Annotated in this window: 22 protein-coding genes; 9 read left to right on the forward strand and 13 right to left on the reverse strand. The window is 70.1% G+C overall.

The genetic code is table 11. The features are described 5' to 3' along the window. Positions 1-3: 3 nt before the first annotated feature. Positions 4-597, reverse strand: coding sequence for a MauE/DoxX family redox-associated membrane protein (locus ON30_RS13915; RefSeq protein ID WP_306307384.1), 594 nt, complete (start codon positions 595-597; stop codon positions 4-6). Positions 598-897: 300 nt separating this feature from the next. Here ON30_RS13915 and ON30_RS13920 point away from each other — a divergent pair, with 300 nt between their 5' ends. Both ON30_RS13920 and ON30_RS13925 read left to right on the forward strand, forming a co-directional pair. Beyond that, positions 898-2,382 carry an APC family permease gene (locus ON30_RS13920; RefSeq protein WP_083911384.1) on the forward strand — a complete coding sequence of 495 codons (1,485 nt, stop codon included), beginning with the start codon at positions 898-900 and terminating at the stop codon, positions 2,380-2,382. A gap of 5 nt (positions 2,383-2,387) precedes the next feature. After that, complete coding sequence (locus tag ON30_RS13925; protein WP_040707384.1) at positions 2,388-3,149, forward strand: IclR family transcriptional regulator; 762 nt, start codon at positions 2,388-2,390, stop codon at positions 3,147-3,149. 27 nt (positions 3,150-3,176) lie between these two features. Here ON30_RS13925 and ON30_RS13930 read toward each other — a convergent pair whose 3' ends face one another. After that, the gene (locus ON30_RS13930) at positions 3,177-4,166 is read right to left on the reverse strand and encodes an aldo/keto reductase (protein WP_040707308.1); all 990 of its coding nucleotides are present in this window, start codon (positions 4,164-4,166) and stop codon (positions 3,177-3,179) included. A gap of 64 nt (positions 4,167-4,230) precedes the next feature. Continuing rightward, complete coding sequence (gene dinB / locus ON30_RS13935; protein WP_083911385.1) at positions 4,231-5,505, reverse strand: DNA polymerase IV; 1,275 nt, start codon at positions 5,503-5,505, stop codon at positions 4,231-4,233. 126 nt (positions 5,506-5,631) lie between these two features. On the opposite strand from dinB, the gene ON30_RS13940 reads away from it, so the two are divergent. The 4 genes from ON30_RS13940 to ON30_RS13955 all read left to right on the forward strand — a co-directional run bounded on the left by ON30_RS13940 (position 5,632) and on the right by ON30_RS13955 (position 9,842). Continuing rightward, the gene (locus ON30_RS13940; RefSeq protein ID WP_040707310.1) at positions 5,632-6,012 is read left to right on the forward strand and encodes a BlaI/MecI/CopY family transcriptional regulator; all 381 of its coding nucleotides are present in this window, start codon (positions 5,632-5,634) and stop codon (positions 6,010-6,012) included. Next, positions 6,009-6,962 (forward strand): M56 family metallopeptidase, encoded by a 954-nt coding sequence (locus tag ON30_RS13945; RefSeq protein WP_040707311.1) that lies wholly within the window; start codon positions 6,009-6,011, stop codon positions 6,960-6,962. The genes ON30_RS13940 and ON30_RS13945 overlap by 4 nt, the downstream gene beginning before the upstream one ends. A 15-nt stretch (positions 6,963-6,977) precedes the next feature. Then, positions 6,978-8,102, forward strand: coding sequence for a winged helix DNA-binding domain-containing protein (locus tag ON30_RS13950; RefSeq protein ID WP_040707313.1), 1,125 nt, complete (start codon positions 6,978-6,980; stop codon positions 8,100-8,102). A gap of 204 nt (positions 8,103-8,306) precedes the next feature. Next, positions 8,307-9,842, forward strand: a complete 1,536-nt coding sequence (locus ON30_RS13955; protein ID WP_218006264.1) for a DUF8426 domain-containing protein — start codon at positions 8,307-8,309, stop codon at positions 9,840-9,842. A gap of 2 nt (positions 9,843-9,844) precedes the next feature. On the opposite strand, the gene ON30_RS13960 is transcribed toward ON30_RS13955, so the two are convergent. Together ON30_RS13960 and ON30_RS13965 are read right to left on the reverse strand one after the other, a co-directional pair. After that, positions 9,845-10,222 (reverse strand): glyoxalase superfamily protein, encoded by a 378-nt coding sequence (locus tag ON30_RS13960; RefSeq protein ID WP_083911386.1) that lies wholly within the window; start codon positions 10,220-10,222, stop codon positions 9,845-9,847. A 53-nt stretch (positions 10,223-10,275) separates the two neighbouring features. After that, entirely contained in the window at positions 10,276-11,028 is a 753-nt protein-coding gene (locus ON30_RS13965) for a TetR/AcrR family transcriptional regulator (RefSeq protein ID WP_040707315.1), read from the reverse strand. A gap of 92 nt (positions 11,029-11,120) precedes the next feature. On the opposite strand from ON30_RS13965, the gene ON30_RS13970 reads away from it, so the two are divergent. The 3 genes from ON30_RS13970 to ON30_RS13980 are packed head-to-tail and all read left to right on the forward strand — an operon-like array spanning position 11,121 to position 13,343. Further along, positions 11,121-12,083, forward strand: coding sequence for a daunorubicin resistance protein DrrA family ABC transporter ATP-binding protein (locus ON30_RS13970; protein ID WP_040707317.1), 963 nt, complete (start codon positions 11,121-11,123; stop codon positions 12,081-12,083). Next, complete coding sequence (locus tag ON30_RS13975; protein WP_040707320.1) at positions 12,083-12,901, forward strand: ABC transporter permease; 819 nt, start codon at positions 12,083-12,085, stop codon at positions 12,899-12,901. Before ON30_RS13970 ends, ON30_RS13975 begins: the two co-directional genes overlap by 1 nt. A 58-nt stretch (positions 12,902-12,959) precedes the next feature. Further along, entirely contained in the window at positions 12,960-13,343 is a 384-nt protein-coding gene (locus ON30_RS13980) for an NUDIX hydrolase (protein ID WP_040707323.1), read from the forward strand. 67 nt (positions 13,344-13,410) lie between these two features. On the opposite strand, the gene ON30_RS13985 is transcribed toward ON30_RS13980, so the two are convergent. From ON30_RS13985 to ON30_RS14020, 8 genes are all read right to left on the reverse strand, one after another. Beyond that, positions 13,411-14,019, reverse strand: a complete 609-nt coding sequence (locus tag ON30_RS13985; RefSeq protein ID WP_040707325.1) for a GTP-binding protein — start codon at positions 14,017-14,019, stop codon at positions 13,411-13,413. Then, positions 14,000-14,374 (reverse strand): DUF742 domain-containing protein, encoded by a 375-nt coding sequence (locus ON30_RS13990; RefSeq protein ID WP_040707327.1) that lies wholly within the window; start codon positions 14,372-14,374, stop codon positions 14,000-14,002. Before ON30_RS13990 ends, ON30_RS13985 begins: the two co-directional genes overlap by 20 nt. Further along, positions 14,371-14,766 (reverse strand): roadblock/LC7 domain-containing protein, encoded by a 396-nt coding sequence (locus ON30_RS13995; protein ID WP_040707329.1) that lies wholly within the window; start codon positions 14,764-14,766, stop codon positions 14,371-14,373. Before ON30_RS13995 ends, ON30_RS13990 begins: the two co-directional genes overlap by 4 nt. Next, entirely contained in the window at positions 14,744-17,092 is a 2,349-nt protein-coding gene (locus ON30_RS14000; protein ID WP_245554039.1) for a sensor histidine kinase, read from the reverse strand. Before ON30_RS14000 ends, ON30_RS13995 begins: the two co-directional genes overlap by 23 nt. A 250-nt stretch (positions 17,093-17,342) precedes the next feature. After that, positions 17,343-17,747 carry a DUF779 domain-containing protein gene (locus ON30_RS14005; protein ID WP_040707331.1) on the reverse strand — a complete coding sequence of 135 codons (405 nt, stop codon included), beginning with the start codon at positions 17,745-17,747 and terminating at the stop codon, positions 17,343-17,345. 184 nt (positions 17,748-17,931) lie between these two features. Next, positions 17,932-19,155, reverse strand: a complete 1,224-nt coding sequence (locus tag ON30_RS14010) for a sigma-54-dependent transcriptional regulator family protein (protein ID WP_174387490.1) — start codon at positions 19,153-19,155, stop codon at positions 17,932-17,934. Positions 19,156-19,235: 80 nt separating this feature from the next. After that, positions 19,236-19,550: a hypothetical protein gene (locus ON30_RS14015; RefSeq protein ID WP_040707332.1), complete on the reverse strand. Its 315-nt coding sequence runs from the start codon at positions 19,548-19,550 to the stop codon at positions 19,236-19,238. Between the two features lie 91 nt (positions 19,551-19,641). After that, the gene (locus tag ON30_RS14020; protein WP_174387491.1) at positions 19,642-20,784 is read right to left on the reverse strand and encodes an alkaline phosphatase family protein; all 1,143 of its coding nucleotides are present in this window, start codon (positions 20,782-20,784) and stop codon (positions 19,642-19,644) included. Positions 20,785-20,822 lie beyond the last annotated feature (38 nt).

Genomic DNA, 20,822 nt, shown 5'->3' on the forward strand with positions numbered 1-20,822 from the left:
CGATCAGTAGCGGCTGAGCGCGGAGACGGCGCGCAGTTCGATGGCGGCGTCGGTGAGGTAGTCGTCCACCGGACGGCGGCCCAACGACATCACCGAGCGGGCGTACAGACCCACGCCGAGCACCGCGACGGCGAACAGGCCGATCCCGGCCCCCGCGGCCCGGTCGAATCCGGACAAGGGCGGGGTCGTGACGAGTACGGCGGCGGAGATCGCGAGGACGGCGGCGCGGACGGCGTGCCACCAGCCGATCCGCGCGACCTCGTCGCCGCCCGCCGCGAAGGCGAAGCATCCGCAGTCCAGATCGCGGCGACCCCGCGCGAGATTCACCGTGAGCGCCGCGAAGAACACGGCGAACAACGCCGCCGCCGCGGCCCCGGCGAGCCGCGGCGCGCCGCCGATCACCAGCGCCGCGCCCAGCACGATCTCCACCCACGGCAACACCGTGGCGATCCACGGCGCGAGGGCATCCGGCAGCAACCGGTACCCGCGCACCGCCCGGGTCAGCCGGGCGCGGTCGCCGACCTTCGGGACACCCGCCCACAACAGCGTCGCGCCCAGCGCACTCGACAGAGCTGCCCACAGCATCGGCACGCTCACCTCCTTCGACGAACCCCGGACCTCCGGGGTGGTGGAACGAGAATGCGCGGGCGATGCGTCGTCGCCGGGTCCGCGGAGTTACCCGTCGCGGTTCGCCGAGTGAGTCGGCGGAAGACGCTGTCGCGGCAGGTCACCCACGATCACCGCGCCCGGCAGGTGGGATCGGTCACACCTCCCGGCAAGCGCGGGGCGATTTTGGCGGGCGATTCCCACTCGGCGGTCTCCCGGCCGTCACACGGGAAACATCCGCGCAATCCGACGCTCGTAGATTGCGATTCCTGATCGACTCGCGGGAGGACCATGAACACCAGTGCGCTGCGCGCCGCCCTCCAGCACGCCGCGGTCGCCGAAGCGCCGCAGGCTCCGGTGTACTCGCCGCTGCGCGCGCTCGGTCGCCGGACGCTGACACCGTTCGACCTGGTCGGGCAATCCATGTCGACCATGGCTCCGGCGACCTGCATGGTCTACACCGCGCTGTGGATGTCCTTCGGCGCGGGCGTCGCCGGCCTCTGCGCCATCGTGGCCGCGACCGCGGTGATGGCGTTGGTGGCGCTGTGCATCCGCCAGTTCACCGTCCGCCTGGCCGCCTCCGGATCGCTCTACAGCTTCGTCGCGCACGGACTCGGCAAACGCGCCACCCTCACCGCGGGCGCCGCGCTGCTGGTCGGCTATCTGGCGGTGTCGATCTCGGTGCTGTCCAACGCGGGCGCGGACCTGTCCGCCGTGGCCCGCTCCTTCGGGCTGCCCGCGATCCCCGGCGTCGCGGTCTGCGCCGGGATCGCGGTCGTGGTGGCGCTGGTGGCGATCCGCGGCGTCCGTTTCGCGACCCGGCTCATCCTGGTCGTCGAGGTGTGCACGATCGTGGTCATCCTCGCGCTGCTCGTCCGCACCCCGGAACCGCTTGCCCCCGACCTCACGATGTCCACCGCCCCCTTCGGGCTGCTCGCCTTCCTGGCCATGCAGACCGTGCTGAACCTGGCGGGTTTCGAGAGCGCGGCGTTCTTCGGCCCGGAGGCACGGCGTCCGCTGCGCACCGTCACCCGCACGGTGCTGGTGACGCCGGTGCTGGTCGGCGCGCTCTACATCGTCGCCGGGTGGGCCGGGATGACCGGCCACGCGGGCACCCTGCTCAACGCCTACTTCGGCGGCACGGCCTCCGGGGCGAGTCCGCTGCTGGTGCTGGTGGTCGAGATCGGCGTGTGCTCGTCGTGGATCGCCTCCACCCTCGGCTTCGCCCAGGCCGGGTCGCGACTGCTGTATTCGATGAGCCTGGAACGGATCATCCCGGTCGCGCTGCAACGCGTGCACCCGCGCTGGCGCACCCCGTACGCGGCGGTCACCGCGTTCGCCGCGATCACCTTCCTCGGCACGCTCTGGCACGAACCCGGCCACACGCCCGGCAGCTACGACGCCGTCACCGAAGTGACGCTGCTGCTCGGTTACGTCCTGGTCGCCTGCGCGGCGCTGCGGTTCCTGCACCGCATCGGCGAACACACCGCCCGGACGCGGATCGTCGGACTCGCGGCGGTGCCCGCGGGCGGCGGACTGCTGGCGCTGGCCTCCGTCGACGCCGTGCGATCCGGCGCGTGGACCTACCTGACCTGGTGCGCGGCACTGGCGATATCCGGGATCGTCTGGCACGCGGCGCTGCGCCGCTACCGACCGCACAGCCTCGACTCGATCGGCGTGTTCGACAGTGTCGAGACCGCGGACCTGCTGCCGGGGGCGGCGTCCCTGCGCGTCGACGCGGGCGGCCGTCCGGTGCTCACCCGCCCCGGACGGTAGCCGTGGTGACCGAACGACCGCCCGTGCGCCGCGACGAACCCGGCTTCGGCGGCCACCAACCCAGGGCCGTGCAGAAGGCGCTGGCCATGCTCGAAGCCGTGGCGCACCTCGGCGCGGGGGCCACCGCCCGGCAGATCTCCGACCACACCGGCGTACCGCCCGCCACCGCCTACCGCATGCTCAATCTGCTGGTCGCCGACGGTTTCCTGGTCCGCACCCCCGACCTGTCCGGTTTCGCCCTCGGCAGGCGCACCACCGAACTCGCCTACGCCGCGGCCGCCACCGAACCCGTGCGCACCGTCGCCGACGTGCTCGAGGGCTTGCGCGCCCGCACCCGCCACGGTCTCTACGTCGCCTCCTTCCGCGGCGGCGCGCTGCGCATGATCGACACCGACCCCGACCACGAGGTGGTGCCCGCCTCCACCATCACCCGCAACCCGCACGCGCACGCGGTCGGCAAACTCCTGCTCGCCTACCGCCCCACCGCGTTCCGCACCGTCGCACTGCGCGCCGTCACCGCGCACACCGTGGTCGACCCGCGCGCGTTACAGGCCCAGCTGACCCGGATCCTGGCCACCGAGGTCTCCTTCGAGAACGAGGAATCCCGCATCGGCCGCGCGGCCCTGGCGGTCCCGGTGCGCGAACAGGGCTCGGACGTGGTCGGCGGCCTGTGCGTGCAGGGCGTGGTCGGACGCGTCTCGGCCGACAACACCGACCTGGTCGACTTCCTGCGCGACGGCGCCCGCGAACTGTTCGGCCTGATGTAGCCCGGTCCCGGAGCGGGGGTGGATCGGTCAGAGGCCGACCATGGCCATGCCTGCCTCGGTGTAACGGTCGCCGTGGATGCCGACACGCGCGGCGAGGGTGTCCAGGTCGGCGATGTCGTCGGCGGACAGGGCCACGCGGGTGGCGGCGGTGTTCTCGTCCAGGCGTTCGCGGCGTCGGGTGCCGGGGATGGGCACTATCCACGGGTGCTGGGCCAGCAGCCAGGCGAGGGCGATCTGCCCCGGCGTCGCGCCGCGATCCTCGGCGATCTCCCGGACCCGCGCCACCAGGGCCTGATTGGCGTCGAGGTTCGCGGCGGCGAAACGGGGGAGTCCGGCCCGCAGGTCGCCCGCGCCGAATTCGGTGGTCGTGTCCAGTGTTCCGGTGAGGTAGCCGCGACCGAGCGGACTGAACGGGACGAACCCGATGCCGAGTTCGGCGCAGGTCGGCAGGACGGCGGGTTCGGGATCGCGCGTCCACAGCGAGTATTCGCTCTGCACGGCCGTCACCGGATGCACGGCGTGGGCGCGGCGGATGGTGTCCGCGCCCGCCTCGGAGAGCCCAAAATGGCGCACCTTGCCCGCCGTGACGAGTTCGGCGACCGTCCCCGCCACCTCCTCGATCGAGACGTCCGGATCGACGCGATGCTGATAGAACAGGTCGATCGCGTCCACCCCGAGTCGCTTCAGCGAAGCGTCGGCCACCCGCCTGATCTGCTCGGGCCGCGAATCGGTGCCCGCCATCTTCCCCTCGCGGATGTCCCACCCGAATTTGGTCGCGATCACCACCTGTTCGCGCAACGGCGCGAGCGCTTCGCCGACGAGTTCCTCGTTCACGTAGGGTCCGTACACCTCGGCGGTGTCCACGAAGGTGACCCCCGCCTGCTCGACGGCGTAACGCAGCACCGCGATCATGTCCGCGCGATCCCCGGGATTCGGGCCGTACCCGTGCGACATCCCCATCGCGCCGAGTCCGACGGCCGAGACTTCCAGTCCTTGGCCGAGCGTGCGTGTGTGCATCGAATGCTCCGTTCCGAAGTCGGCAGACGTCCTCACCGACGCTACCGGGCTGTATCGGAGGGATTCAGTCGGGCAGCAGCGGTACCGACAGTCCTTCGCCGCGGTTGATGAGGGCCGCGCGGGTGACCGCGCCGGACCCGAAGCGGCGGCGCAGGTCGTCCAGGGTGGCGTCCAGGGTGTTGGCGGCGCGGGGTTCGAACGGGAGGGTGAGTTGGATCGCGTCGGCGTCGTCGAGGTTGGTCAAGGCCAGACCGATCAGGGTCAGGCCGCGTTCCTGGATCATCGGCATGGCGGCGGTGAGCAGGCCGCGGGCGGCGGTGAGCAGGGTTTCGGTGTGGTCGCTGGCCTCGGCGAGGGTGTGCGAGCGGGTGGCGCGGGCGAAGTCGTCGAATCGCATGCGCAGCACCACCGTGCGACAGACCCGGTGGGCGGCGCGCAATCGTCGGCCCAGGCGGTCGGTGAGACCGTGTAAGTAGGCTTCGATCTCTTCCGGTTCGCGGGAGCGGCGACCGAGGGCGCGTTGCGCGCCGATCGAACGACGGCGTACGCCGGTTTCGACGCGGCGCGGGTCGCGGGCCATCGACAGGGCCGAGAGATGGCGGGCGGCGGCGGGGCCGAGGATGGGGCGCAGTCCGGCTTCGCCGTGCTGGGCGAGTTGGCCGATGCGGGTGATGCCGCGCTCGCGCAGCGCCGCCGCGGTGACCTCGCCGACGCCCCACAGGCGTTCGACCGGCAGCGGGTGCAGGAATTCGAGTTCGGCCGCCGGTTCGACCAAGCGCAAGCCGTCCGGTTTGGCGACCGCGCTGGCGACCTTGGCCAGGAATTTGGTCCGGGCGATGCCGACCGAGATCGGCAGTCCGACCCGGTCGCGGACCTGCGCGCGCAACCGCATGCCGATCTCGATCGGTTCGCCCGCGAGTCGACGCAAGCCGCCGACGTCGAGGAACGCCTCGTCGATGGAGATGCCCTCGACCACGGGCGTGGTGTCGCGGAACACCTCGAACACGGCTTTGCTCGCCTCGGCGTAGGCGGACATGCGCGGGGGCACCACGATCGCTCGCGGACACATCCGGCGGGCGCGCGCCCCGTTCATCGGGGTACGGATGCCGTATGCCTTGGCCTCATAACTGGCCGCCAGCACCACGCCGCCGCCGACGATCACGGGCCTGCCGCGTAGGCGCGGGTCGTCGCGCTGCTCGACCGAGGCGTAGAAGGAGTCCAGATCGGCGTGCAGGATCGAGGCGTCCTCGCGCGCGGTGATGCGCGGCCGGGACGTGCGCGCGCCGGTCTCGGGCGGGGGTGGGCCGTCGTCCTCACGGCGGAATTCGGACACGAACATATGTTCGCATGAACCACCGAAAGATACCGCGCGGTCGGAAAACCTACGACACCGGTCCGTAGCAATCGCCCGGACCCGGTACCCTGAGACCCCAGAAGTAGGTCCAGTGGTGAGGGAGTTCGGACGGTGCGTGGATTCGGCGACCTGGAGGCGGTCATCATGGACCGCATCTGGGATCGGGACGCGGAGAGCACATCGGTCCGCGAGATCTTCGAGGAATTGTCGGGGGAGCGCGGCATCGCCTACACCACCGTCATGTCCACCATGGACAACCTGCACCGCAAGGGCTGGCTGGCCCGCGAACGCTCGGGCAAGGCCTACCGCTACTGGCCCACGCTGACCCGCGAGGAACACAGCGCCCGCCTGATGCTCGAGGCGCTGGGCTCCGGCGGACGCTCCGATCTGGTGCTCAGCCACTTCGTCGACCGGATCACCGCCGAGGAATCCGCGGGACTGCGCGCCGCGCTGCGCAGGCTCACGGCGCGGAAAACCCCCGAGGCGCCGTGAACGTCGCCCTGTGCCTGATGATCTACGGCACCGCCCTGGCCCTCGTCGGCCCGCCGGTGCTGCGCGGACTCACCCGGCGCGGGGTCGCCCCACGACTCGGGGTGACGGCCTGGCTGGTCGCCATCGCGGGCACACTGGGCGGGTGGGCGTTGGCCGCGGGCCTGCTGGTGGTCGAGTTCGCCACCATCTGGCGACATCCCAGCGAAGCGCTGCAAGCCTGCTACGCGGTGCTGTCCACCCCCGTGCATCCGCACAGCGGTCTGGCGACCAAAGTCGTCACCTTCGTCATCTCGGCGCTGGTCACGGTCGGCGCGCTCGCCGTCGTGGCCCATGTGGCCGGCGTCGCGGTGCACCTGCGCCGCCACACCCACGCCCACGGCCGCGCGGTGCGCATGGTCGGGCGTCACCTGCCCGAACTGGGCGGCGCGGTGCTGCTGGACTCACCCGAACCACAGGCGTACTGCGTGTCCGGACGGCCCGACACCATCGTGGTCACCAGCGCCGCCCTCGACGCGCTCACCGACGAACAGTTGGCCGCGGTCCTCGCCCACGAACGCGCGCACCTGCGCGGACGGCACGCGATGCTGACCGGCATGCTGCGCAGTCTCGCGACCGCGCTGCCCGGCGTGCGACTGCTCACCGAAGGTTCGGTGGAGATCGGCCGACTGCTCGAGATGTGCGCCGACGACCGCGCCGCGCGCACCCACGGTCCCGCACCGTTGCTCGGCGGACTGCTCGCGTTGCTCGGTATGGGGGCGCAAGCCCCCGCGGGTGCGTTGGGCGCGGCCGGGACGGCGGTGCTGGCCCGGGCGGAGCGACTGGTCGAACCGGTCGGGCCGATGGAACGCGCCACCAACCGCACGGCGCTGCTCGGCGTGATCGCCGCCACGGTCATCGGGCTGACCGATATCACCCTGGGTGTGCTGTTCTGTAGCATCCTGTTCGACTGACAGGAGGGGCATCCGGTGCGAGTCACCTGGGATCAGGTCTTCGCGTGGCGACTCGCCCGCCAGCACATCAGCGAACCCGGTGATTCGGTCACCGGAATCGTCGGACGGCTGTGCGGGGTGCAAGCGCAGGTCGGTTCCTCCGCCGAGACCGCGGTGGCGCTGCGGTCGGCCACCCCGGAATCCGGCGCGCTGGCCCGCGAACTCGCCTCGGGCGCGCTGGTCAAGACCTGGTCCATGCGCGGCACCTTGCACGCGCTCACCCCCGAGTCGGCCGCCGCGTTCCTCCCGCTCGTCGCCGCGGCCCGAACCTGGGAGAAACCGGTCTGGCAGCGCAATTTCGGCGCGACGCCACAGGAGGTCGCCGCCCTCGGCGAGGCGGTGTCGGCCCTGCTCGCCGACAAGGCGCTGACCCGCGAGGAACTCGTGGACGCGCTGCTGGCCGACGCGGCCTTCCACCGGATGGGCGAACAACTCCGCTCGGGCTGGGGCGCACTGCTCAAACCGCTGGCCTGGCAGGGCGTGCTCTGCCACGGCCCCGCCCAGGGCAACCGGGTGACCTTCACCAGCCCCGCGCGACTGGTCCCCACCTGGCGCGCGCTGCCCGACCCCGAGGAAGCCGCCCCGGCGGCGATCACCGCCTACCTGAACGCCCACGGTCCCGCGAGCCCGGAAGCCTTCGACGCCTGGCTCACCCGCGGCGCCCTGCGCAAGACCGTGGTCCGCGGCTGGTTCGCCGACCTGGGCGAGGACTTGGTGGAACTCGACGTCGAAGGCCGCCGCGCCTACCTCACCGCCGAGCACGCCGACGATCTCGCGGCCACCGAACCCACCCCTTCGGTCCACCTCCTCGGCCCCTTCGACCAATACATCCTCGGCCCCGGCACGGGCGACGAAGCCATCCTCCCCAAACCCCACCGCGCCGCGGTGAGCAAGACCGCCGGCTGGATAGCCCCCATCGTCGTGGTCGACGGCCGCATAACCGGCACCTGGGAATCCACCGACACCGAAATCGTCGTGACCCCATTCGCCGACACCACCATCCCGGCCGACGCCTTGGCGAAAGCGGCCTCCCACGTCGCTACATCCATCGGCCACGAAGATCTCCCCATCCGCCTCAGCCGCCAGGACACCTCGAAGTAGGCTGCACCGACTCGCCACACACGGTGAAAGCCGTTCGCCGGGTACTCGTCTCGCTGGCGGAGGACATTCTGTCGAGTTCGGCGAGCACTCCGCGAGCCCGCCCGGTCTCAGCTACAGTTTCCGTCAGCCGTCACCGACCTCGGCCCCTCGAACGGGTGGGAGCCCAGGCGCGAGCGGCCCGAGTTCCGGGTGGGAGGCCGAGTGGTGTCTGTGGAATCGTCGCGAGGTCCCAAGGCGTGGTTGATCCGCGCGGGGCGCAACGGGGAACGGGAACCGCGCGCACTACGCGACGGTGCGGCGATCCTCGGCTGGGACGAAGTCGGCGACATCAGTCGCTATCACACCTGGAACGAGCTCAAATCCGCGGTGCGTAACGCGTATCCGGAGGTGAGCGCGACCGTGGTCAGCAACTACACGGGCCAGTTGTGGAAATTCGGCACCGAGATCCAGTTCGGCGACCTCGTGGTGATGCCGCTCAAGACCCGTGCCGATACGGTGGCGATCGGCAGGATCAGCGGTCCGTACGAGTTCCGACCCGATGAGCCCGCGGGCTTCCGACAGGTTCGTAAAGTCGACTGGGTCCGCACCGACGTCGCTTGGGACGCGCTCCGGCCCGACCTGCGCGCGAGTTTGCGCTCACTGCTCACTGTCTGCGGAATCACGCGCCACGACGCGGCCGCGCGCATCCGGCACCTGTCCGAACACGGCACCGATCCCGGGTTCGACGGGGACGAGGAAGTGCGAAGTTCTGCCGAACTGCTCGCCGAGGCCGTTTCCGCCGACCCGTCCACGCCGCGCGAACTCACGATCCGCAGTCTGTTGGAGCACTGGGGTGAGGAACGCCGCACCGCCACTGTCATCTCTGCGGTGAAAGCCGATCTCGCGGCCAACGGTCTGACGACCCGACCTCCCTTCACCGAGGGCGGGATCAGCGAGATAGTGGCGCTGGTTCCGCTTGCCTCCGAACCGGGGGCCGACGAGGTGACCGACGGATCCGACGATGTCGAGAACGTCGCCGAACCGGAACCCATGACCCGTAGGCTCGGCGATCTGCCCGCGGACCTGGTGTCGGTCGAGTCATCGACGGATCTGACCGCGGCCAAGACCACGATGCTGCGTCACCAGTTCTCCCAGCTCGCGGTGATCGATGCCGACGGCACCTATCACGGTGCGATCACCTGGGAGTCGATCGGGCAGGCACACATCTCGCGCGCCGAACCCACGCTGGCGGACGCCACCGTCGCGGCGTTGGTAGTCGACCACGACGCCCTGTTGCTCGACCAGATCGATGGCATCTACGACCGAGGGTTCATCTTCGTCTACAGCGCCGAACGCCGTGTCACCGGAATCCTCACCGCCGCGGATCTGACCCGCCAGTTCGGCACTCTCGCCCGGCCGTTCGTGCTGATCGAGGAAGCCGAGAACAGGCTGCGCCGGGCTGTCCAGAGCAGCCTCGACCTGCCGGACCTGCATGATGCGGTGCGGCCGCATCGGAAAGCACGGATCAAGAGCGCCGCGGACCTGACTTTCGGCGAGTACAAATTCGTGTTGGAGGATCCCGCGCGGTGGCGCAAGGTGGGCTGGCGGCTCGACCGGGTGCAGGTGGTGGAGTTGGTCCGGCAGGTCGGCAAACTGCGCAACGAATTGATGCATTTCGCCACCGATCCGCTCTCGGACAAGCAGTTCGCGGCGGTGCACGGGCTGTTGCAACTCCTGCGCACCGCCGAACCCAGTCCGTAGATCTAGTCCGGTTGGGCAAAGCGGAGGGTGTTGGCGAAGGGGTCGGTGAGGGCGAAACCCGGGCCGCCGGGGCCTGGTTCGGGTGGGCCGGGTTCGGCGTAGCGGTAGGGTTTGGCGGCCAGTTCGGCTTGGAAGGCGTGGATGTCGTCGACGGGGATCCAGACGACGGTGCCGGGGGTGCCGTCGCCGTGGTGTTCGCTCAGGTGCAGGCGGAGGTTCGCGCGGGAGACCTGGGCGTAGAGGGGGAAGTCGGGGCCGAAGCGGTGTTCCCAGTCGACCGCGCATCCGAGGTAGTCGCGGTAGAACTCGTAGGCTCGGTCGACATCGAAGATTCGCAGGACGGGTATCCCGGCGGACAGGCCGATTCCCTCGTTGGTCATGTCCGCGATTGTGCCGCACCGCTCGGACAGGTCGTCCCCACGAGTTTCCCCGGTCAGTTGTTGCGGGCGCGGCGGGCCACGAACACCTCGAGTCCGTCGAGGATGCGGGCCAGGCCGAAGGCGAAGTGGTCGAAGTCGGGGCCGAAGGCTTCTTCGGACAGGCTCGCCATGACGGGGAAGCGGCCGGAGTTCATGGCTTGTTCGAGGACCGGGGCCTGGGCTTGCCAGAATTCGGCGTCGGTGAGGCCGGTTTCGCGTTCGGCTTGTTCGCCGTAGAGGCGGTTGCGGGCCGCGCCGAGGACGTATCCGTCGACCAAGACGACCACCGAGACGAGTTCCGGGTCGGTCAGGCCCATCGGTCGGATGTGGCGCATGATCCGTTCCATGCCCTCGAGGGCTCCGGGGCCGAGAACGGGCCGGGTCTGGTTGACCTGGACCAACCACGGATGTCGTTGGTAGAGCGCGAGGGTGCCGTGCGCGAGGTGTTCCAGGGCGCTGCGCCAGTCGGGCCCCATGCTGATGTCTTCGCCGGGGTGTTGGACGCGGTCGAGCATGAGGTCGAGCAGTTCGCCTTTGCCGGGCAGGTAGCGGTAGAGCGACATGGTGCCGATGCCGAGTTCGGTGGCGACCCGGCGCATGGTGACGGCGGCGAGTCCTTCGGCGTCGGCGATCGTGACGGCGGCTTCGATGATGCGGTCCAGCGACAGTGCGGGTTTGGGGCCGCGACTGGGCCGAGGGCCGGTCTGCCACAGCAGGTCCATGGTGCGGGCGATGTCGCCGCTGCCGCTGGTCTCGGTACCTGTCATGGGTGTCAGCCTATCGCCGAAAATAACTGGGTACGTTGTACTCACAATGGGGTACGCTGTACCCAGTTATTACTCGAACGGGAGGAACGAGGATGACCGAACACGCGGTGATCGCCGAAGGGCTCCGCAAGAGATACAAGGACAAATCAGCGCTCGACGGCTTCGACCTCGCGGTGCGCTCGGGGACGGTGCACGGATTGCTCGGCCCGAACGGCGCGGGCAAGACCACCGCCGTGCGGATCCTGTCGACGCTGATCCGGATGGACGGCGGCCACGCGCGGGTCGCGGGTGTCGACCTGGCCCGCGATCCGCGCGAGGTGCGCGCCCGCATCGGGCTGACGGGTCAGTACGCGGCCGTGGACGAGGTGCTGACCGGGCGGCAGAACCTGGAGATGTTCGGGCGACTGTTCCATCTGGGTGGCCGGCGGGCCGCGCGACGCGCCGAAGAACTGCTGGCGCGCTTCGATCTGGTCGAGGCCGCCGACAAGGGGGTCGGCAAGTACAGCGGCGGTATGCGGCGGCGACTCGATCTGGCCGCGTCGATGATCCTGGCCCCGCGGGTGCTGTTCCTGGACGAACCCACCACCGGCCTGGACCCGCGCAGTCGCGGCGAGGTGTGGGAGGCGGTGCGCGCGTTGGTCGCCGACGGCACCACAGTGCTGCTCACCACCCAGTACCTGGAGGAGGCCGACCGGTTGGCCTCGCGGATCACCGTGATCGACGGCGGCCGGGCGATCGCCGACGACACGCCCGACGGGCTCAAGAACCGGGCGGGTGGCGACCTGATCGAGGTCGTCGCCGTGGAGGCGGCGGATCTGCCCGCGGTCGCGGCGGTGCTGGCCAAGGCGGGCGACGGCGGCGAGCCGATCATCGACGTGGCCGAGCGTCGGGTGCATGTCGCGGTGGACGATCGGGTAGGCGCGCTGACCGAGGTGGTCCGCATCCTGCGCGACGAAGCGATCGCGGTGCAGGACATCGGGTTGCGCCGACCGAGCCTGGACGATGTGTTCCTCCAGCTCACCGGACACCGCAGCGTCGTCGAGGAGGTCGCCTGATGAGCACTGTCGAGATGATCCGCGCCCGCCCGCGTGCCTACTGGGCGGTGGTGGACTGCTGGAACGTGGTGCGGCGCGGGCTGACCCACTACCAGCGCCAACCGGTGAACATCGCCTGGCAGTTGGGGTTCCCGATCCTGTCGGTGCTGCTCTACGGGTACGTGTTCGGCAGCGCGATGACGGTGCCCGGCGGCGGCGACTACCGGGATTTCCTGATGCCGGGCATGTTCGCGATGACGATGGCCTTCGGTTTCATCAACACCGCGACGGTGGTCGTCTACGACGCCACCAACGGGGTCATCGACCGGTTCCGGTCGATGCCGATGGCCTCCTCGGCGGTGGTGTCGGGTCGCGGGGTGACCGATCTGCTGGTGGCCTGCGCGGAACTGGGCATCCTGATGCTGACCGCGCTGGTGATGGGATGGCGTCCTGACGGCGGCGTGCTCGGGGCGGCGGCGGCCTTCGGTCTGCTGCTGTGGCTGCGGTTCTCGCTGATCTGGCTGGGGGTGTGGTTGGGCCTGCTGGTGCCGAATCCCGAGGCGGCGGGCGGACTGTTCGCGGTCGCTTTCCCGCTGACGATGATCTCGAGCATCTTCGTCGCCCCGCAGCTCATGCCGGACTGGCTGGGTTTCGTGGCCGCCTGGAATCCGATCTCCTCCACGGTCGCGGCCAGTCGCGAACTGTTCGGAACCCCGGTGGGCAGCGGTGATTCGTGGGTCGAACAGCACGCGCTGCTGATGGCGCTGGTGTGGCCGCTGCTGCTGAGCGCGGTGTTCCTGCCGTTGGCGGTGCGCCGGTTCCAGCGGTTGAGTCGCTGAGTTCTCGCGGCGGCTCCCGGCCGGGGTCGGGGGTCGCCGCGCGCGATAGGCTGCGCCGATGCTGATAGACACCGTCGCCTGGGTGCGCGTCGAGGCGGGCCGCATCCTGTGCGCGCGCCCGCGCGGCAAGGACGTCTTCTACATTCCCGGCGGCAAACGCGAAGGGGCCGAGACGGACCTGCAGACCTTGGTGCGGGAGATCGCGGAGGAATTGACCGTCGCGCTGCGCCCGGACACGGTCGCCCACGTCGGCACCTACGAAGCCCGCGACGACGCGGTGACGGTGCGCATGAGCTGCTACACCGCCGAGTACACCGGAACCCTCAGCGCCAGCAGCGAGATCGAGGAGATGGCCTGGTTCGGCTACGGCGACCGCGAGGCGGTGCCGCCGGTGGACCAGTTGCTGTTCGACGATCTGGCCGCGGCCGGGTTGCTGCGCTAGAAAGCGACCGGCGCGGTGGTCGACCGAGGCGGGGGCTCCGCTTCGACCGACCACCCCGCCGGGCGTCTCAGGTGGTGACGGGTTCGCGTCCCGCGCGCTCGATCAGGTGCTGGACCAGGACGAGCAGCACGTTCTTGGCCGAATCACGGCTGCGCGCGTCACACAGCAGCACCGGGGTGATCGGGTCGAGGTCGAGCGCGTCGCGCACCTCGTCCACGGTGTAGTGCGGTGCGCCCTCGAAACAGTTGACGCCGACCATGAACGGCAGACCGCGCCGTTCGAAGAAGTCGACCGCCGCGAAGGAGTTGCTCAGCCGTCTGGTGTCGGCGAGTACCACCGCGCCCAGCGCGCCGCGGGAGAGTTCGTCCCACAGGAACCAGAAGCGGTCCTGGCCGGGCGTGCCGAACAGGTAGAGCACCAACTCCTTGTCGATGGTGATGCGGCCGAAGTCCAGCGCCACCGTGGTGGTGTGCTTCTGTTCCACGCCCGACAGGTCGTCCACGCCCGTGCTGACCTCGGTGATCAGTTCCTCGGTGCGTAGCGGCGTGATCTCGCTGATCGCCGAGACCATGGTGGTCTTGCCGACGCCGAAGCCGCCCGCGATGAGGATCTTGACCGAGGCCGCCAGGTTCGGCGTGTTCTCGGCGTTGTTCGGGTCAAAGTTTTCGGATGCCATCCAGTACCGCTCGCAATACGTTGAGATCACCGGGTCCGGACTCCGGTTGAACCGGTGACCGGAAGATCAAATGTCCCTCGCCGATCAGGTCTCCGACGAGGATCTTGGTCACTGCCAAGGGAAGTTTCATGTTGGCGGCTACCTCGGCCACCGTGTGGGGTACGGTACACAGCCGCACGATCTGGGCGTATTCGGGTTCCACCCGCCGCAGTCGCGGAGCGTTGTCCGCGACGACGACGACCGTGAGGATGTCCAGGTCCTGCCCGGCACCCATGGTGCGGCCCCGAGTCAGCGCGTACGGCCGTACCAGCGGTCCGGCCGCTTCGTCGAACCATGGCTCACCCTTGCGTGTCATGGCAGTCGAGCGGGTGTGGACAGGTACGGGCCGACGCGTTGGACGGTGACGTTCATCTCGTAGGCCACCATGCCCAGATTGGCGTTCTCCGAGGCCTGTAGGGCCAGGCAGGCGTTGTCGCCCGCCGAGGTCACGAACAGTACGGCACGATCGAGTTCGATCACCGCCTGTCTGACCTTGCCGCCGTCGAAGCGACTGCCCGCGCTGCGCGCCAAGCCGTAGAGCGTGGAGGCCATGGCCGAGAAATGTTCGGCGTCTTCGCGGCTCATCGCGGTGGATCTGCCGAGCAGCAGCCCGTCGGTGGACAACACCACGGCGTGGCGCACCCCGGCGAGCCGGTCCACCAGGTCGTCCAGTAGCCAGTTGAGATCACCGGTTTTGGGAGCGGTCACCGTCGCCTTCCTGTTCCTGTTCGTCGGTGGGCTGCCAGCGGCGGCCCTGCCGGGTTCCGTTCTCGATGGCGGACATCAAGTCTCGTGCCTGTTCGGCGGAGCGTTCGCGCTCGGCGGTGGCCGCGACGCCGTTGCCGTTGGACACGGCGGCGGCGCCGGCGATCGCTCCCGCCCCGAAGGCTCCGCCGCCGGTGGCGGGTTCGCGAGCCAGTTCGGGGGCGAGGTTGGCCTGCCGGGTGCGCTTGGGCAGCAGCGGGCGACCGTCGGGGCCGGTGCGCTGCGGTTCGGCCTCGCGCACCACCGGTAGCGAACCGGTGATCTCGGCGGGGGTGGGCAGCCGGGCGGGGGCACGCGGGATCTCGGCGGTCAGCACCGTCGAGGCGGGCTCGTGGACCGGCTCGCTCTCCTCGGCGGTGACCGCTTCGGGCCTGCGGTGCACGCGGCGGGTCAGGCCCGCGGCCTCGGCGCGCACCGCGGCGGAGATGTCGTCGGCCAGCAGCGAGGTCGGCAGCAGCACGATCGCGCGCACGCCGCCGTAGTCGGATTCGGCCAGGCGGACCGCGACGCCGTTGCGCACGCACAACTGGGCGACCACGAACAGGCCCAGGCGCGAGTCCTCGGACAGGGTCGCGACGCCGAAGTCCGGCGGGTTGTGCAGGATCTGGTTGGTGCGCGCGAGTTCGTCGGCGGACATGCCCATGCCCTGGTCGGTGATTTCGATGACCACACCCTTGCCTACGACGGTTCCCGCGATCTCGACGCGCGACTGCGGCGGCGAGAACGACGTGGCGTTGTCGACCAGTTCGGCGAGCAGGTGGACGACGTCGGCCACGACGGTTCCGACGATATACGCCTCGGGGACGCGTCCGACCCGCACCCGGGCGTAGTCGAGGGTCTCGCCGACCGCCGAGCGCACCAGGTCGACCAGCGGCACCGGGTAGCGCCACTGCCTGCCGGGGCGGCCACCGCCGAGGATGATGAGGTTCTCGGCGTTGCGGCGTTCGCGGGTGGCCAGGTGGTCCAGGCGGAACAGGGTTTCCAGCAGGGCCGGGTCTTCCTGGGTGCTCTCGGCCTCGTCGAGGATCTCGAGCTGTCGGTGCACGACGATCTGGCTGCGGTGGGCGATGTTGAGGAACACCGCCTTGACGCCTTCGCGGGTCCTGGCCTCGCGGACCGCGCCTTCCACGGCCGCGGTGTGGGCGTGCTGGAAGGCCAGCGCCACTTCGCCGATCTCGTCGCTGCCGTAGTCGAGTTCCGGCGATTCCTCGGCGGGGTCGACGATCTCGCCCGCCTGGAGTCGACGCATCATGTCGGGCAGGCGTTCGTCGGCGAGGGCGAGGGTCTGACCGCGCAGACGCTTGAGCCTGCGGATGACACGGTTGGCCATGAGCACGGCCAAGGCGATCGCGCTGAGGCTGACCACCAGCACGCCGGCGCCGGCCCACGCCGAGTTGGCCGCGTCGGTGGCGCCGATCTCCTGGGCGCGGCTGTGGGCGTTGCGGTTCTGCACGACGTAGGCGTCGAGGACGGTGTCGTTGATCGCGGTGACCGCCAACTGCCAGTCGTTCTCGGGGATCGGCAGCGGCAGGGGCGAGGTGGCGCCGCGCGCCAGGTCGACCGCGCGCACGATGACCATGGGTTCCACCATGCTGACCTGCTGCCAGGCGGTGCTGCCCATCAGGGTTTCCAGCCGCTCGCGCTGGGCGAACTCGGTGTCGCCCACCAGATTGGCGATCTGGGTGTGCCAGAACCCGACCTGGTGGCCGAACTCCTGCGGCGGCACGGTGAACGGGGTGTTGGCCGAGGCCATCGCCACGCCGATGGCGTTGCTGCGCGAGAGGGCTTCGCTGGCGTAGAGCAGCATGCGGGCGTCGCCGAGTTGGACGGCGGTCTCGGCGTCGGGGGCGCTGCGCTCGGTCATCCGGCCGCCGCTGATGGCGATGTCGGTGATGCGGTTGAAGATTCCGTAGGCGGTGAGGGCGTCGACGGCGCCCGCGTCGATGGCTCCGCGCGCCTTGGCCATCTCACCGGGAATGTCCACGTCGACGTCGAATTCGCTGTCCAGTTCGAGCCAGCCGAGTTCGAGCAGTGGTTGGGACGCGGCGGTGATCGCGACCAGGGCGGAGTCCACGCCGGCGCGGGCGCGCTGGAGGGCGGGGCCGACCGTGTCGTCACCGGCGTATCGGGCCAGGGTCAGCTGTCGTTCGACCTGGAGGGTTCGCACCATCTGGGTGGAGGGCTCGATGAGCCCTTGCATGGCCGAGGCCCAGTCCTCGGCATGGTTGCCGCGTGCGACCAGATAGCCCGAGGTACCCACTCCCACCACCAGGAGTACGAGGCTCGGAACCACCGCGATCGCGAGTATTCGGGCTCGAACACCGGGCCTCGCTATGAACATCGTGCCAAAATAACCTACCCACTCGCCGTTTGCGGCATAGATTCGGGGAAGAGTTCCGAATTGACACCGAAGCGTTGAATATGTAGTCCGCGAGGTTCGGAAAGTGAATGCCGCAGTACGGTTTGTGCATCACCGGGGTGGTCGATCGACCAGATGCGAATGCGGCGTCCGGAGACGGCTAGCCCGCCGGATCGGCTCCGGTGCGCGGAGGCGGGGCCGCCGCGAGCACGGTGTTCTCCTCCTCGGTCAGCGGACGCGCGCGCAGCACGAAACGCACGCCGTCACCGGATTCCAGCGAGGAATCCGCGCCGCGTCCCGCCGCCACGTCGACGGTGAAATGGGTGTGCTTCCAGCGCGCGGTGCGTTCGCCGCCGATCCAGAACTCGGTGTGCCAGGGCAGATAGCCCAACAACACGTCCGATGGCTCGGCTTGAAATCCTCGAACCGGTAGGCATACGGGCGAACTGCCCTCCTCGCACGGACCGGCCCTGTGAAGCAGCACAGGGCCGTGCTGTTCGATCATGCGACGCAGGACATCCCGGGCGGGCTCGGTCATCGCGACCCGGCGGATTCGGGCCGTCATCGGCGCGCTCCGCGGCCGGTGTCCGAATTGCCCACGACGAATCCCCGCGCCTGCCGAACCGCGCGGAATAACCCCTTCCGGAATATCTGTGTGCTCGTGATGGCTCGGCTCGCTCCCGGTCGACGGTGCTGTCGGACCCACTATTGTCGGGCGAGGTTGGCGCGTGGTTGGTGAGTTTGGCGCGTTATGCCCGCAGTGCCGTGTGCAGTCGCGCGGTCACCACCGCGCGCCGGGAATCCCGCGGGGCCAGCAACCGCAGGGCGTGCTCGTGGACCTGGACGTCGGCGGGCGCCTTCTCCCCGAACGACAGCGCGTGCTCGGGCCGGGTGCTGGCCAGCACCGCCGTGCGCACCCCGACGTCGAGGTAGTCGCGCCAGGCGGTGATCCCGGGCGTGTCCGAACCGGGCAGCAGCGGACCCCGGTACAGGCGCAGAGCCGAACTGGTGTCCCCGGATTCCACGGCCGCCAGCAGGTCCACCGCGTCGCAGGCCATCGGCGCGCGCAACGCGTAGCGGCGATTGGTGATCTCCCCCCCGGTGGCCCGGCGCAGATGCGAGACATCGGCTTTGAGCGTGCTCGAGGACACCGGCCGATCACCGTAGATCGCGGCGTGCAACCGGTCGGGGGTATAGCCGCCGGGGTCGAGGGCCAGCAGCGCCAGGATCTCGAGTTGGCGGGGCGGGACCGCCACCGCGCGTCCGTCACGTAACAGTCGCCCGCCGCCGAGGCATTCCAACCGGATGCCGGGCGGGGTCTCGGGGGCCGCGGTGTGCAGCAGCGTCTCCACGGCGGTGGCCATCGCGCGCACCGAACCCAGCACGGCGGGATGTGACCGGTCCCAGCGGCTCGACAGGTCCAGCACGCCGACGCGTCGCCCGTCCGGCCCGTGCACCGGAACCGAGTAGCAGACCCAACTGTGCAGGGCGGCCACGAGATGTTCGGCGGAGAACACGGTCGCGGGCTTGTCGGAGTGCAACGCCAGCGCCAGCGCGTTGGTGCCCATGTGCGATTCGTCCCAGCGCCCGCCCGGCGCGAAGTTCACCGCCTCCGCGGCACGGCGAATCCCGCGGTCTCCGCCGGTCCACACGATCGTGCCCGCCTCGTCGGTGACCGCCGCGATGTAGCCGGAGTCCTCGGCGACCGCCCGCAACTGGTCGCTCAGGCGGGTGATCGGCGCGCGCAGCGGCGATTCGGCCCAGCGGTCGGCGACGTCGTCGGCGGCCGGTGCGGCGGTGGTGGATTCGGGATCGACCGAGCCGAGCGAGCGCTGCCAGGACCGCACGACCTCACCGCGCAGCGGCGAATCCGCGCCGTCCCGGTCGGGGGCGGTGTGCGCGGTGTGGGCCCAGCGCACCCACTCCCGTTCCAGCTCTTCGCGTCGCTCGCTGAGGGTGCGGATCGGTGCCACCTCGAAAGTCCCCGTCGTGTCGCGCTTTCCGGTAGTGGATGCGTCACCCCCATCATGGCCGACCGCGGCGGGCGGTGCGGTCACTTCGCGACGAAGATACCCGCGACGTCGGCGTTCTTGATCGGGGTCTCCCGATTCAGCTGCGCACCGCACATCACGTCGACGGTGACGATGGTCGCGTCCACCACCGTGCCCGCCGGTTCGGCGTCGTTGCCGGTCCGCTGTTTGACGAATTTGGTGATGGTCGTGCGCTTGGTGTCGGGGTCCTGGGTGATGTACTCGCTGCACGGGGTGTCGCCGCCCTGGTTGAGGGCGCGCTCGATGTCGGTGCACCCGGTCAGCGCGATCGCGGCCGCCACCGCGACGAGTCCGGTCCGTGCTTGCGTGGCGTTCATGCTGCTGTTCCTCCGTGTCCCTGGGATCGCCGTCACCGCCGATCGTCACGAACTGTAAGGGCAGGCGGCGCGGCGCTCGCGGCCGGTCGGCTCAGCCGCGGAAGGTGCGCAACGGGATGTCGAGTTCGTCGGTGGTCAACGACCCGTGGTGGCCGATCAGCGCGGCCTGCAACGGTTCGTCGCCGCTGCGCACGATCCCGCGCGTGCCGCCCGCCGCGACGACGAGATCGCCGATGCGGTGGGCGATCTCGGGAGTGACGACGGGACCGAACCACCCGCGCCCGATCGCCTCGGCGCGGGTGAGCACCGCGAAATCCGCGCCGAGTTGTTCGCGCCAGGCCCGCGCGACGTCCTCGGCGGCGCCTTCGCGGGTGTAGACGTGGCGGGCGCGCGGTTCGCCGCCCAAGCGCTGCACGCCCTCGCGCAGCGTCGGTGTGCGGTCGTAGTCGACGGTCGAGGTCAGTTCCACCATGCCGTGGTCGGCGGTGACCAGCAGCGCCGAATCGGGCGGCAGGTGCGCGGCGATCGCGGCGGCCAGTCGGTCCACGTGCGCCAGTTCCAGCAGCCACGCCTCCGAGGACGGACCGCGCACGTGTCCGGTGCTGTCCAGATCCCCGTGGTAGGCGTAGACCAGTGACCGGTCGCCCGCGCGCAGGGCGGTGGCGACGCCGTCGATCATGTCGCCCACCGACAGGCTCGGGCGGAACACGTTGCCGCGCAGCACCGCGCGTGTCAGCCCCGAGGCCGCCTGATAGGTGGGCGCGACCTGGGTGACGGCGATCCCGTCGGCCGCGGCGCGTTCGAAGGCGGTCGGATTCGGTTGGAACTGTTCGGGACTCAGCTCGCGCAGCAGGTCGACCTGCGGTCCCTCGCCGTGCAGTCGCCAGCGCAGCATGTTCACCAACCGGTCCTGGCCGGGCACGGTGGTCAGGTAGCCGACGATGCCGTGCTGCCCCGGCGGCAGACCGACGCCCAGTGAACTGAGGCTCGTGGCGGTGGTGCTGGGGAATCCGGCGGTGATCGTCACCGGGGGCAGACTCGTCAGGAAGGGGGCGATCTCGGCGTTGGCGGCCAACGCCGCGGCCCCGAGTCCGTCGATGAGCAGGACGCAGACCCGACGGGCCGTCAGTCCCAGGCCGAGCCGGTCCTGTTCGCCGGGGACGCCGAGGCAGGCCAGGACGGAGGGCAACACATCGGCGAGAGATCCCGAACCGTAGCGGGGCGCGTCGAACACGGACCCAGACTGCCTGGCTCGACGCGGTGCGGGCAAGC

Origin of the sequence: Nocardia takedensis NBRC 100417 (genome assembly GCF_000308695.1) — a bacterium.
Taxonomy (GTDB): domain Bacteria; phylum Actinomycetota; class Actinomycetes; order Mycobacteriales; family Mycobacteriaceae; genus Nocardia; species Nocardia takedensis.